The organism is Marivita sp. S0852 (assembly GCF_046591575.1).
Classification (GTDB): domain Bacteria; phylum Pseudomonadota; class Alphaproteobacteria; order Rhodobacterales; family Rhodobacteraceae; genus Marivita.
This window is the reverse complement of sequence record NZ_JBIQWA010000005.1, coordinates 206,992-220,325: the sequence shown is the minus strand read 5'-3', so window position 1 is coordinate 220,325 and position 13,334 is coordinate 206,992. Positions and strand designations below refer to the sequence as shown.

General features: G+C 58.3%; 12 protein-coding genes. 2 read left to right on the top strand and 10 right to left on the bottom strand.

All coding sequences use genetic code 11. The annotated features are described in order from the left end of the window. Window positions 1–80 precede the first annotated feature (80 nt). From ACG74X_RS12840 to trpS, 6 genes are all read right to left on the bottom strand, one after another. Window positions 81–494 carry a GNAT family N-acetyltransferase gene (locus ACG74X_RS12840; RefSeq protein ID WP_411235289.1) on the bottom strand — a complete coding sequence of 138 codons (414 nt, stop codon included), beginning with the start codon at window positions 492–494 and terminating at the stop codon, window positions 81–83. After that, window positions 491–1,066: a tRNA (adenosine(37)-N6)-threonylcarbamoyltransferase complex dimerization subunit type 1 TsaB gene (gene tsaB / locus ACG74X_RS12835; RefSeq protein WP_411235287.1), complete on the bottom strand. Its 576-nt coding sequence runs from the start codon at window positions 1,064–1,066 to the stop codon at window positions 491–493. The genes ACG74X_RS12840 and tsaB overlap by 4 nt, the downstream gene beginning before the upstream one ends. Then, window positions 1,056–1,619 (bottom strand): NifU family protein, encoded by a 564-nt coding sequence (locus ACG74X_RS12830; protein WP_411235285.1) that lies wholly within the window; start codon window positions 1,617–1,619, stop codon window positions 1,056–1,058. The genes tsaB and ACG74X_RS12830 overlap by 11 nt, the downstream gene beginning before the upstream one ends. Before the next feature lie 196 nt (window positions 1,620–1,815). Continuing rightward, window positions 1,816–2,271 (bottom strand): universal stress protein, encoded by a 456-nt coding sequence (locus ACG74X_RS12825; RefSeq protein WP_411235283.1) that lies wholly within the window; start codon window positions 2,269–2,271, stop codon window positions 1,816–1,818. Window positions 2,272–2,460: 189 nt separating this feature from the next. Continuing rightward, window positions 2,461–3,321, bottom strand: a complete 861-nt coding sequence (locus ACG74X_RS12820) for a branched-chain amino acid aminotransferase (protein ID WP_411235282.1) — start codon at window positions 3,319–3,321, stop codon at window positions 2,461–2,463. A 187-nt stretch (window positions 3,322–3,508) separates the two neighbouring features. Then, the gene (gene trpS, locus ACG74X_RS12815) at window positions 3,509–4,543 is read right to left on the bottom strand and encodes a tryptophan--tRNA ligase (RefSeq protein WP_411235281.1); all 1,035 of its coding nucleotides are present in this window, start codon (window positions 4,541–4,543) and stop codon (window positions 3,509–3,511) included. A 78-nt stretch (window positions 4,544–4,621) separates the two neighbouring features. Here trpS and ACG74X_RS12810 point away from each other — a divergent pair, with 78 nt between their 5' ends. Further along, window positions 4,622–5,311: a rhomboid family intramembrane serine protease gene (locus ACG74X_RS12810; protein ID WP_411235279.1), complete on the top strand. Its 690-nt coding sequence runs from the start codon at window positions 4,622–4,624 to the stop codon at window positions 5,309–5,311. Here ACG74X_RS12810 and murJ read toward each other — a convergent pair. Then, window positions 5,308–6,855 (bottom strand): murein biosynthesis integral membrane protein MurJ, encoded by a 1,548-nt coding sequence (gene murJ / locus ACG74X_RS12805; RefSeq protein WP_411235277.1) that lies wholly within the window; start codon window positions 6,853–6,855, stop codon window positions 5,308–5,310. The genes ACG74X_RS12810 and murJ overlap by 4 nt on opposite strands. A gap of 277 nt (window positions 6,856–7,132) precedes the next feature. On the opposite strand from murJ, the gene ACG74X_RS12800 reads away from it, so the two are divergent. Then, window positions 7,133–7,450, top strand: a complete 318-nt coding sequence (locus ACG74X_RS12800) for a type II toxin-antitoxin system Phd/YefM family antitoxin (protein WP_411235276.1) — start codon at window positions 7,133–7,135, stop codon at window positions 7,448–7,450. Window positions 7,451–7,461: 11 nt separating this feature from the next. Here the strand turns inward: ACG74X_RS12800 and ACG74X_RS12795 are convergent, their stop codons facing one another. Genes ACG74X_RS12795 through ACG74X_RS12785 form a run of 3 tightly spaced genes read right to left on the bottom strand, consistent with a single transcriptional unit; the run spans window position 7,462 to window position 13,324 of the window. Beyond that, a complete protein-coding gene (locus ACG74X_RS12795; protein WP_411235274.1) occupies window positions 7,462–9,351 on the bottom strand; it encodes a DUF4214 domain-containing protein in 1,890 nt (629 codons plus the stop codon). 27 nt (window positions 9,352–9,378) lie between these two features. Beyond that, window positions 9,379–12,186: a [protein-PII] uridylyltransferase gene (locus tag ACG74X_RS12790; protein WP_411235272.1), complete on the bottom strand. Its 2,808-nt coding sequence runs from the start codon at window positions 12,184–12,186 to the stop codon at window positions 9,379–9,381. Beyond that, entirely contained in the window at window positions 12,146–13,324 is a 1,179-nt protein-coding gene (locus tag ACG74X_RS12785; protein WP_411235270.1) for a penicillin-binding protein activator, read from the bottom strand. The genes ACG74X_RS12790 and ACG74X_RS12785 overlap by 41 nt, the downstream gene beginning before the upstream one ends. Window positions 13,325–13,334 lie beyond the last annotated feature (10 nt).

Genomic DNA, 13,334 nt, shown 5'->3' with positions numbered 1-13,334 from the left:
AGTTAACGGTCACGCAGACAGAAGGGTCAACCGCTTTTTGCCTATATGCCTTGTGACGTTGGCGCATCTTTGGCCATCGGTCAGGCGACGGGGCGCGACAGCAGCAAGGCGTCGTCTTTCGTGCCATCCCGCAGCGTATAGTAAGCTTTGCGCAGACCGACCTGAGCGAATCCCCGAGCGGCATAAAACGCGCGGGCGGCATCGTTTGATGTGGCGACCTCAAGGAAAATCCGATCACAGCCAGATCGCGCCGCCAGATTAAGAGCGTCGGACAAAAGCGCTGTCGCGATCCCGGATCGTTGGGCATCTGGGTCGACCGCAAACGCCAGAATTTCAGCATCGCCCGCCAGAACCTGCACCAGGACAGCCCCGTTTGGACGTGCGATCAGTGTGACGTGAGGGGACGCACAGGTTTGTGCGATATCGGCGTCCGACCATGGCCGCATGTCCACGTAAGCCCGATCCATGATGCGGGCGAAAGTGGCGGGTGTCATGGCAGGATCACCGGAGCCGTATCACGCGATGGCGCGGCGTCGGCGGGTTTTATGTAAAGCGGTTTGGGGCGCGCGAATGCTGTTGCGTCTGCGGCGGCGGCGCAGCGTGCGATGGCGATGATCAGGCTGTCTTGGCTTTCGGCAAATACGGGATCACGCACATCCGCGACTGCGCATAGGTCCGGGGTTTCGCCCGGTCGCTGCACATACAGCATGTCGCGTGGGGCAGGGACCGCCGCCGTTGCCTGCGGGTGCATGGCGTGGATGGCGTCAAGAGAAGAGACGCCGATTGCGGGAATACCTAACCCCAACGCAAGACCGCGGGCTGTCGACACAGAGATGCGAATGCCGGTGAAATTGCCCGGGCCGATCCCGACGCCGATACGTGTCAGGTCGGACCAGGATTTATCATGCTGTGACAGGATGTCTTCGAGCATCGGCACCAGACGTTCCGCCTGACCTTTGGCGGTGGGCTCTACCGTGCAGTGCAGGATGTCTGTGTCAGACAGCAAAGCGGCTGCGCAATGCGCAGCCGATGTGTCAAACGCCAGAACAAGGTCGTCAGACGGCAACCGGGCGCACCTCGGTCACTTCGGGAATGTAGTGGCGCAGCAGGTTCTCGATTCCCATCTTGAGCGTCAGGGTCGAGGATGGGCATCCTGCGCAGGCTCCCTGCATGTGCAGATAGACCACGCCACGGTCAAAGCCGTGGAAGGTGATGTCGCCACCATCCTGCGCCACTGCGGGGCGCACGCGGCTGTCAAGCAACTCTTTGATCTGGCCCACAATCTCGCCATCTTCGCCGGTATGTTCCGCATGGCCGGACGGGGCTTGCGCATCGCCGGACATGACCGGATCGCCGGACTGGAAATGCTCCATGATCGCGCCCAGGATTGACGGTTTCATGTGGTCCCAATCTTGCGCGTCCTCTTTGGTGACGGTCACAAAGTCATGCCCAAAGAACACGCCTTTGACGCCCTCTATCCCGAACAGGCGAGACGCAAGAGGTGACGCCGACGCGCCTTCGGAGGACGGGAAATCAGCGGTGCCCATCTCAAGCACGGTCTGACCCGGCAGAAACTTGAGCGTCGCCGGATTTGGCGTGGATTCAGTTTGGATAAACATGGAGCACCTCCTGATGAGCAATATATATGCGGTGCCAAGACGCCAGCGTCAAGGTTTAGAACGGTTCTAATTTTGGCGCGCGGTGTCTTTGAGGCAGGCACGCATACACCGCGCAGCGCTGCGATCGTGGTTTGGACCGTTGGCCCGGACACAGGGGCCCGTCATACTTCGCAGTTTATGCCATCCGTTGCTTCACTCAGGTGATGGCTTCCAACCGCTCCTTGGACAATTCGCCGGGCACAATGGTGATCGGGATCGGCAAGCTTCCTGCGTTTTTGGTCAGTTGGGTGACAAGCGGGCCGGGGCCTTTTTTGTCGGTGTTTGCACCCAGAACCAGCACGCCGATTTCGGGGTCTTCCTGCACCTGTGCGATGATTTCCTTAACCGCCTCGCCCTCTCGAATGATGAGTTCGGGATCGACGCTTTGTTTGTCGCGCATCCATTTGGCGAAGACTTCGAAATGCGCGTGTATACGTTCGCGGGCTTCTTCGCGCATCACCTCTCCGACGCCGATCCAGTGATTGAATTCATCGGACGGAATAATCGACAGAATGGCCACGCCCCCTCCGGTATGGGATGCCCGCATTGCGGCAAACCGCATGGCGTTCAGGCATTCTCGGCTGTCGTCCAGCACCACTAGAAACTTACGCATCAAATCGTCTCCCTGGCGCGGATCATGACGTAGGATCAGACCCCGCGCAATAGTGGTTGCGGTGTTGGTCCGGCGGTCGAAAAGAGGCGATTGCCGCAAGAAACGAGCCCATATCGGACCGTGAACCAAAGACAGACACGGGTGTCACGTTGCCCATCCTGACGCGAGCGGGCGCAAAAGAACCGGCGGTCATGCAGATTTGGCCCAGTCCCAATACATGTCGCGGACGCGGCGGGTGACGGGGCCAATTTGATAGGAGGCGTTCTCGAACCCGGTCACCGGGGTGACCTTGTGCAAATTACCAGACAGGAACACTTCGTCGGCTGTTTCAAAATCTTGAAAAGTCAGCACCGTTTCATGCACCGGTGTGCCATCGGCGCGCAGGTTTGTGATGTGCCGGGCACGGGTGATCCCGGCCAGGAATGTCCCGTTTGCGATGGGTGTGAAAACCTCTCCGTCTTTTACCATAAAAACGTTGGAGGTGGCGCTTTCCGCGACATTGCCCATCGCATCGGTGACCAGCGCATTCTGAAAGCCACGAGCGCGGATTTCAGCCAGCATGCGGGCATTGTTGGGATAAAGACATCCGGCTTTGGCGTTTACCACGGCATCTTCCAGGATCGGACGCCGGAACCGGGTTTTGCCCAATGTGGCGCTGGCTGTGTCAGGGGCGAGGGGGATTTCCTCAAGACAGATCGCGAACCCGGTTTTGTCGGCCTTTGGCACGATAGCGCTTTGGTCCCCGTCAATGGCCCAGTACATCGGACGGATGTAAACTGCGGCGTCTTTGGGATACCTGCTCAGGCCCTCCCAGACGATCTGCACCATATCTTCTGCACTGACGGTAGGCGTGACCATCAACGCTTTGGCGGATCGGTTAACGCGTTCACAATGCGCCAGAAGATCGGGGGCGACCCCGTGAACATATCGGGCACCGTCGAACACGCCACTGCCCAGCCACGCACCGTGATCCGCCGCATTCATGATCGCGATGTCACCATCGTGCCAGATACCGTTGAAATAGGTGCGGATGTTTGTTCCTGTGGCCATTTATGCCTCCCGTTTCTGGGATAACGTTAGGTGCGGTCGGACAAGAGGTCCAGAGCGCGGAGTATGTTAGGAAACGAAACCGCGGGGCCGTAAACCGTAGAATTTTCTGGAGGCGGTCAAGAAACTTCGTACGAAGTTTCTTTCACCTACCCATTAATTTTTGGTGTCGACCTAACTGAAAATGACGTCAGGCCGACACCATGCCGACAATGTCGTACGTTTTCTTGAGGATCGGTGTCGCGATCTGTCGCGCACGCCCTGCTCCTTTGGCGAGGATTGCATCAATCTCGTCAGGGCTTTGCATCAGGCGGGCCATTTCGGAGGATATCGGGGCCAGCTTTTCAACCGCCAGCTCTGACAGCATCGGCTTGAAGTCAGAGAACTGCTTGCCGCCGACCTCCGAGAGAACCGCTTCCACCGTCTGGTCAGACAGGGCGGCAAAGATGTTGACCAGATTTCGTGCCTCGGGCCGGTCTTCCAACCCTTCGGCTTCGGATGGCAGGGCATCTGGATCGGTTTTGGCCTTGCGGATCTTCTGCGCAATCGTGTCGGCATCATCGGTCATGTTGATGCGGCTGGCATCGGAGGCATCAGACTTGGACATCTTTTTTGCCCCATCACGCAAGGACATGACCCGTGTTGCCGCGCCTTCGATCACCGGTTCCGTGATCGGGAAGAAGTCGGTGCCGAAATCATGGTTGAACTTGGTCGCGATGTCGCGGGTCAGCTCAAGATGCTGTTTCTGGTCGTCTCCCACAGGCACATGCGTCGCATGATACAACAGGATGTCCGCCGCCATCAGCGCCGGGTAGGCAAACAGGCCCAGCGATGCGTTTTCCTGATTTTTACCGGCCTTGTCTTTCCATTGCGTCATGCGCTTCATCCAGCCGACGCGCGCGACGCAGTTGAAAACCCACGCCAGCTGTGCGTGTTCCGCCACCTGTGACTGATTGAAAAGAATGGATTTATCCGGATCAATGCCGCTGGCGATATAGCCTGCGGCCAATTCGCGGGTTTGGTGGCGCAGCGCATCGGGGTCTTGCCAGACGGTGATCGCATGCAGATCGACCATACAGTAAAGGGTCTCGTATCCTTGGCCCTGCATTTCGACGAAGCGTTTCATGGCACCAAGGTAATTGCCGAGCGTCAGCCCGCCAGAGGGCTGGATCCCCGAGAACACCCGGGGCGTGAAAGCGGGAGAGGTTTGGACCCCCTCGGACATGGCAAAACTCCATCTGGCAAATATTGTCTGTGTGGCTTACCCATGACCCAAACTGCCGTCAAGCAAGGGCCATGTGCCGTGACTCATCCCCATAACGAACCGCCGCTCAACCCGTTGCCTCCCGTGGTGATCGCCTTGTTTCTGGTGATTGTCGGTATAGAGGCTGCGGTGACGCTTGGCGCACGCGGAATTGTCGGTGATGCAAGCGCGGTCGGCTGGCGGATCGGGCTGCTGGAGCGCTATGCGTTCTCGTCCGAGATTTTTGCCTGGATGCAAGACACTGGCCGGTGGCCGCCCGAGCATGTGGCGCGCATGATCACCTATCCGTTTGTGCATGCGAGCTTTACCCATGCGCTGTTTGCAGGTGTGATGCTCTTGGCGCTGGGAAAGATGGTCGGAGAAGCGATGGGCAGCCTGTCTGTTGTTGTGATCTTCTTTGTCTCAGCCGCAGGAGGGTCCGTGATCTATGCCGTTCTCATCGGCAATCCCACGCCCTTAATCGGAGCGTTTCCAGCGGTTTACGGTTTGATCGGTGGGTTTACCTATTTGCTGTGGCTGCGTCTGGGACAACTTGGGGAAAGCCAGGTTCGGGCGTTTTCTCTTATCGGGTTTTTGTTGGGGCTGCAGTTGTTGTTCGGGCTGTTGTTCGGGGCCAATGCGGAGTGGGTGGCGGATCTTTCCGGTTTTGCCATCGGCTTTGTGATCTCGGTGGTTCTGGTGCCCGGCGGCTGGGCCAAACTTGTCGACCGCTTGCGCCAGAGAGATTAAGCGCCGCTGCGGCGGAACGCGCTTTTGAGTTCCCGCAGGGAAAACGCGCCAAGGATTTGCCCGGCGATTGCATAGGTGATCACGCCAGTGCCGATCAGACCAGCGAGGGCAAGAAAGCGGATACCCGCAAGCGACAGCATCCGTCCAAGCAAAAGCGAGGTTAACCATAAGACCGCGCCCATCACAATCGAGGCCAGACAGACCCGCCAGATGCGGCGTCGGAACTGGCTGTCGAACCGGGCCACATCGCCCAGTTTGCGACCGCCCACGCCCAGCAGGAAAACCATTGTCCAGCCTGCAACGGTGGTGGCGATCGCCGGGGCCATCCAGCCAATGAAAGGCGATAGCCCAATCGCCAGAAGCGCGTTTACGACCATTGCCCAAACTGCATATCTAAAAGGCGATTTGGTGTCTTCACGGGCGAAAAACAGCGGTTGCAGAACCTTTTGAAGCACAAAGGCGGGAAGGCCGAGCCCATAGATCGCAACGGCGGCGGCAATAGCCGCGCTGTCATCAGCACCGGTGGCCCCGCGTTCGAACAGGACCGATACCAAGGGCAGCGGAATCACAATAAGGGCAACAGCCGCAGGAATGGTTAACGCAAGCGATAATTCGCCCGCGCGTGAAAAGGCGTGTTTGGCCCCAGAGTCGTCCCCGGCGCTGAGGCGCCGTGACAGATCGGGAAGCAGAACAATTCCGACAGCGATGCCAACCACACCAAGCGGCAATTGATACAGACGATCCGCCGCATAGAGCCACCCCACAGCCTTGTCGAAATGGGACGCAACTTGTTGGCCTACAAGCAAATTTATCTGCATCACGCCGCCTGCGAGAGCGGCAGGAATGGCCACCACGACAAGACGCTTCATTTCGGGCGTCCAGCGCGGTTTTGAAGGGCGCAAACGAATCCCGGCGCGGTCTGCCGCGATCCAGACAAGAGCCAGCTGCGCAAGGCCTGCAAGCGGCACGGACCAGATCAGCCATAAAATTATTTCACCCCCCACATATGCCCCTGTTGCCATGGATAAACATACGAAAATATTCAGAAAAACCGGAGCAGCAGCGGCTGCAGCGAACCTGCCGGCGGCATTCAGGACACCGGAAAACAGGGCTGTTAACGAAATCAGAAAGATATACGGGAAAACTATGCGTCCATAATCGACGGTCAGATCGAATCTGTCGTCCCCGACAAACCCTCCCGCTGTGGCCCAAACCAATGCGGGCATGAATATCATGGCTAGAGCGCTGAGCACCAGAAGGACAAATGCCAGCCCGCTGAGCGCCTGCATGGCAAATTCTTGGGGATTGTCGCCCGATTCCAAGCGCTTGGAGAACATAGGAACAAAGGACGCATTGAATGCACCTTCGGCAAAGAAACGGCGGAACATATTGGGCAGGCGGAAGGCGGCGACGAAGGCGTCCATGACCGGGCCGGGACCGATAAACGCCAAAATCATCACTTCGCGCAGAACCCCCAGAACGCGGCTCATCAGGGTCCAGAACCCGACGGTGAGGACACCGGATATGAGGCGAATGGGTTTCATCGGGCTCCTTGCATGTGTGCATTGGCGTAGAGCAGAAATCATCCCGCGAAAAGGGGCTGATGTACGGCTGCGGCGTACGTTTCGGACGGTCCAACCGGGAGAACGGGGGCAAAAACTGCGGTTTGGCAAGTATGTGCGCAGTTTGGACTAAGAGTGTCCGATTTGTACGGGTGAACCGTACGCTGGTGCGGATCGACACTTTTGGCGAGCGCCGCCTTTACGGGATTTTAGGATTTGGCTGCGATTGTACTTTGACGCGTCTTCATAAAGGAACGCCATGTATATCTATAACTCATCCCCTTTGGAGGATATCAGCACGGATCTGTTGCGCAGTAATCTGCGCCGCATTCTTGATGAGGTGAATTTCCGCGAGACACGGTATGCGATTCTCAGGCGGGGGCGGCCTGTGGCGGGGTTGGTCCCGATCACCGAAGCGCGCGCTTTGGTCGAGGCCACGCGGCCGGATCGCCGATATCGCGATGTGCATTTGCGACAGCAGGCAAGGGACGAGGAGCGGTTGCGCAGGGCGTTGTCTGGGCGCGACCCGTTCAGCGATACTGAGACGCCGAAAGGGTCACTGCGAAATGAGTATTAAGCCGTTTCCCGTCAGGCCATCGCAGAGAAGGGATCATCAATGACGCCGACAACCGGTAAAAGAAGATCTGTCGATCCGGCCTGTGCGTCGGCCAAGGCATCATCGGCCAGGTCAAGTGCGGTGATCACACTTGGAACGGTGCCATCGAATGCGTCCATAACGTCACGCGCATCGGCGACATCGCTTTGCCCCTGAATCACAGCATAGTAAAGGCCGATATCGGTTTTGGTTTCGATGTAGGACACATCAGAGGGGGCCCCGGTTGTTGCGCGCGCGCCATCGAGAAACTCTACGATGAAGCCGGATTGGGTGACATTTCCTGCATCCAACTCACCATTCCAGAAAGTGAACCCTGCGTCGTCGGCATCGCGTCCGAAAACAATGCTATAGACCGCCCGTACAAAATCAGCGTTGGACATGCCGTCATACAACGATCTTGTTTCGACCTGATCGAAGAAAAGATCGGCAATCTCGGTCATCGTGAAACCGTTTTTCTGAAACGCAGTGGCCCAGAAGGAAAGTCCGAGCGCGTCTGGTGCCCGGTTGAAATAAGCGATGTAGAGTTCAGTCAGGGTTGTCAGATCCGCGGCGCTGATTTGGCCGATCCCGTCATGGCGATCGAGTTCGAATTCGATCCCATCACGGGTTTCAATGATCTCGACGTCGAGCAAAGCGGTGCTGCCAGCGGGGGTGCTGCGGTCGGTCAGGGTACTGACAGGCCCGTTAAACGTGACGGTGCTTTGGCCTTCGGTGATATCAGAGAAGACCACCCTGTCCGTTCCATTACCGCCAGCAATGCTATCGTCGCCGAAGTTTTGGGCAAAAACGGTATCGTCGCCATCAAAGAGCCGGATCAATTGGTCGCCGGGGCCGTCTGTGACCCTGTCGGCGTTGTCTGTGGCGCGCAGGATTGTGCGCAGGGGTGTTCCGGTGATGTCGAACGTTTCAGTGGCACCAAACCCGTCATCCGCCACAATTCCCCTGTCAAAATCAAGATCGAGCCCGGAAGAGGCGTTGTTGAACAGAAAATCCAGTATAGGGATCGCGCCATCGGCTTCGATATCAAAGCTGTCAGACCCCGGCCCGCCAATAAGAGAGATCACCTGGTTGGGGGCAAGTCGAACGGTGTAATTGTCGTTCCCGTCTGTGCCCTCAAGCCCGAGGTAGACAGAAAGCGCGTCGCTGACATTCTGCAGCGTGTCGGTAAAGCCAGGGCCATCGACACGGCCGGTATTGGCCACACCGTCGATGTCGAAATCCACAAATGCAGAGATAGGGTCGTAATCGAGGATATAGCCGCCCCCGTCCGATCCGTTGGGGATGTTGAAAATGATGACGTCATCCCCCTGGCTGGCCACGATCCGGTCGCCGTTATCTGTGCTGTCGCCACTGTTGATGGTGTCATTGCCGGACGTGCCCGCAAGGCTATCGTCAAAGCGCGAACCGACGACCGAGATCGGTTGCGTCAGCAAAGGGAGAAAGGCATCCCAGGCAACTTCTTGATCATACCCGGAGAGACCATCGCTGGCGTCGAGTGTGATGACGTCGGAGCTGTTGAACAAAGCGGCAAGTCCGGTGAAATCCGCGTTGTCTGCGATGTCAAACAGGGCCGTTTGAAAGGCGGCTGCGCTCCAGTTTATGTCTGTGAGCGTGGCTTGTCGGATGTTGAGGCCGTTAAATTCGAGGGAGGTGATTTCACCAGATATCAATGAACCGAACGCATCAGTTGCAAAGCCGAGCCCGCGTATCGTGATAAACACGTCTGCCTGTGTAAAAACCGTGTGGGTCAGAACAATTTCGGTTGGAGATACGGACGTCGTCTCGACGCTGAGAACACCGTCGAGATCGAAAAAGGATTGTTCGAGAAACGAGGGGTTTGTGCCTGTATAGGTAAACAGCATTGATGGCTCCTGAACCTGGAAGAAGGGTTATTCTTTGGCGCGTTCTGCGCCATCGCTGATCGCTTTGCGCAGTTTCATTTCAAGCGCCTTTTGTTTGTTTTCTGAATGGAATTTCAGGCCGAACATGTCTTTGACGTAAAACGTGTCAACCACCTGCTCTCCGTAGGTCGCGATGACAGCGGAGGCGATGTAGACATTGGCATTTGCCAAGGTGCGCGTCAGGTCGAACAAAAGGCCGGGCCGGTCGCGGGTGTCGACTTCGATGATGGTGTAAATTTCCGATCCATCATTGTCGAATGTGATCGAGGTCGGGACACGGAAGGCGCGTTCGCGTTTCTTGAGCTTGTCGCGGGGTTTCATGGCGTCGCCTGTTACCACTTCGCCGCGCAGGGTTTTGGAGATCATCTGGCGCAGTCTGGGAATGCGGGTGTCCGCGTAAGGGGACCCGTCGCCATCCTGAATCCAGAACGCGGCCGTTGCGAACCCGTCTTTTGACGTGAACGTGCGTGCATCGACAACATTGGCCCCGACCAATGCCACAGCCCCCGCAAGGCGGGAAAAAATGCCGGGATGGTCCGCCAGCGCGAAACACACGCGGGTGGCGTCGCGGTCTTCGTCTGGGTGGATGTCGATCTTGATTTCGTCGTCGTTAATGTCGCGCAGCAATTCGGCAAAGACCTTGTGCGCGGTCAGATGCAGGCCTTGCCAATAGGGCGGATAGTGCCGGGCCGTTTCGATGCGCAGCGATTTTGCATCCCAATCGGCAAGCTCGGCCCGGAGGGCTTTTTTGGCCTCTGCGCCGCGATTTTCGCGATTGAGCGCTTCCATGCCATCTTCGAGGGCGCGGCGGGTTTGGCGATAAAGCGCGCGGATCAGGACCGCTTTCCAGTTGTTCCAGGTGTCCGGGCCAACGCCGCGAATGTCGCAGACGGTCAGCACACATAGCAGATCAAGGCGGTCCCTGGTTTGCACGGCTTTGGCAAAATCCCGCACGGTGCGCGGATCGGCAATATCGCGTTTTTGCGCGGTATCGGACATCAGAAGATGATAGCGTACCAGCCATTCGACGGTGGCGACCTCTTGTTTGCTCAGCCCTAGGCGCAGAGCGACTTTGCGGGCGATTTTGGCCCCCAGAACGGAATGGTCTTCATCGCGCCCCTTGCCGATGTCGTGCAACAGCAGCGCGACGTACAGCACCTTGCGATTGACGCCGTCCTTAAGGATGGTGCTGGCCACGGGCAGGTCTTCTTCGAGATTGCCGTGTTCGATCTCACTCAGGTGCCAGATGCATTGGATCGTGTGCTCGTCAACGGTGTAGTGATGGTACATGTTGAACTGCATCATCGCGACGATGGGTTCAAATTCGGGGATAAAGGCGGACAATACGCCAAGTTCGTTCATCCGGCGCAGCGCGCGTTCCGGATTGCCGTGTTTCAGCAGAAGGTCCAGAAAGATGCGCCGGGCTTCTTTTTTGGTGCGCATGTCTGCGTCGATCAGGTGCAGGTTGGCGCTGATCAGGCGCATGGCGTCGGCGTGGATCAGCAAGCCGGTGCGCAACGCTTCCTCGAAGACGCGCAGCATATTCATGTTGTCGGCGAGGAAGGCTTTTTCGTCGGCAATGGCAAGACGGTTGTTGACCACCTCGTAGCCGGCTCTGATTTTCGGAGCACGTTTGAGCAGCCGCAGCAGAAGGGGCGGTTGTTTTTGCTGCGATGCTTCCAATGAGGTCAGAAAAATGCGTGTCAGATCGCCGACTGACGTGGCGTGGCGGAAGAAATCCTGCATGAACCATTCAACGGCGCGGCGTCCACCCTTGTCGCTATAGCCCATGCGGCTCGCCACCTCGACCTGCATGTCAAATGTCAGTTGTTCGGTTGCGCGGCGCGCAGCCAGATGCAGGTGGCAACGGACCGCCCAGAGGAAGTTTTCGGCTTTCACGAAGGTCTGATATTCCTCGGGGCGGAAAACGCCGGTGCGCACCAGTTCTTCGATGTCATCTGTGCGGTGGATATATTTCGCGATCCAGTACAGCGATTGCAGATCGCGCAGGCCCCCCTTGCCCTCTTTGACATTGGGTTCGACCATATAGCGTTGGCCCTGTTTGATGTGACGGGCGTCGCGTTCGGCCAGTTTTGCGTCGATGAATTCGCCTTCACTGCCGTGGAACAGGTTCGTCCAGAGCTGCATGTCGAGTTCTTGGGCGAGGGGGGCGTAGCCGGTGACAAACCTGTGTTCCAGCATAGCGGTGCGGATGGTGAAATCTTCGGCCCCGAGCCGCAGGCAGTCGTTGACGGTGCGGGCAGAATGGCCAACTTTGAGTTTCAGATCCCACAGGATGTAGAGCATGGATTCAATCACGCTCTCGGCCCAGGCGGTGATCTTGTAGGGCGACAGGAACAGCAGATCGACATCCGAGAACGGGGCCATGGCCCCACGCCCGTAGCCGCCAACAGCCAGGACTGCGATGCGTTCGCCTTCGGTCGGGTTGGGATTGCGGTGCAGGCGCAAGGTGACGATTTCCCATGTCAGCGTGACCAGTTGGTCGGTCAGCCAAGTGTAGCCGTTGATGACCGGCAAGGCATTCAAGGGTGCCGCGTCGAGCCGGGCCGCGACGGCGGCGCGGCCGTCTGCCTGGGCTTTTTTCAGAACATCAACTGTTGCGGCGCGGACACTGCGTTCATCGAATGCATCGCCAACAGCCTCCCACATCGCATCCCGGACGGCTGCGACGTTCATGATGTCTGCGTTCAGGTCGTCTGCAAGAGCGTCCTGAACGGAAATGGCGGAGGTTGGATCAGAAGCCTGCGCCGCCGAAGCCGGATGGGGCTGGGTCAAGGATAGTCACCTGATTGTTGCGCACGGTTGCGACCGCCAGGCCGCGTTCATTGGTCCCGTCGGGGCGTAGGCGGAACACGCCATTGGCCCCCTGGAAGCCGGAGTTCTGGGTCAGCGCTCGCGTGCCGAGCGCATCCGAGCGGCCCTGTTGCACCAAGGCCCCGACGGCGGCAATGCCATCAAAGGCAAGCCCGGCCAGAGGGTGTGGTGCTGCGCCGTATTGAGCGCGATACCGGCTTTCAAAGGCGGTCGTCGCGCCCGGATCGCTTAGTGTGAAATAGCCGCCCTGGGCACCGGGCATGGACAGGATCTGGGTCGGGACGTCCCACCGGGCCAGGCCCATATATTGGGTTGTTGCGGGGCTGAGCCCTGCCTCTGGCAACAGCTGCAGGAACATCGGCAATGCACCGGCTGCGGTGGATGTCAGAAACACCGAATCCGCGCCGTTTGACTGAACGCTGTCGCGGATTCGGGGCACGGCTGCATTGACGCTTTCTTGCGAGAAGGCAAAGGATTCGACGGCTGCAACACGGACGCCGTTCTGTGCCGCCGCTGCTTGAATGGCGGCTTTGCCGAATTCCCCTTCGAGATTTTGCGGATGCACGATAACAACCGAGTTTTTGCCCTGCCGCGCGGCATAGCCCAAAAGCCGGTTTGCCGTGTTGCGGAAGGTGGGGCCCAGGATAAAAACATTTCCGCCCGCGATGCTTGGGTTGTTGGAGAAGCTCATCACGTTGACGCCATTGTCGGCAACCGCAACGCCCGCAGCGTTGGAGGCTTCGCCATAGAGCGGTCCGAGGATGATTTTCGCGCCTTCGGCCACGGCCCGTTCGGCCTGGGTTGCGGCCTGTTGGGCATTGCCGGCGGTGTCATAGACACGCAGGTCGATCTGAACACCGTCCAGCGATGCCAGGGCCAGGCGTGCCGCGTTTTCCATGCTGCTGGCCACGGCCCCCGCGCTGCTGTCGGAGCGCGGGACCAGAAGCGCCACAGGTACAGGAGACGCGGTGTCAACCCGCGGGCCGCCTCCGCCGGCGGTGGTCATCATAACCGGATCACAGGCGGCCAGGCCGATAAACGCGGCCACGGCAATGGCTTTGCGCATCAGCTTGCGGGTGGGGGACAAAACAGCCAACATAAAAACACTC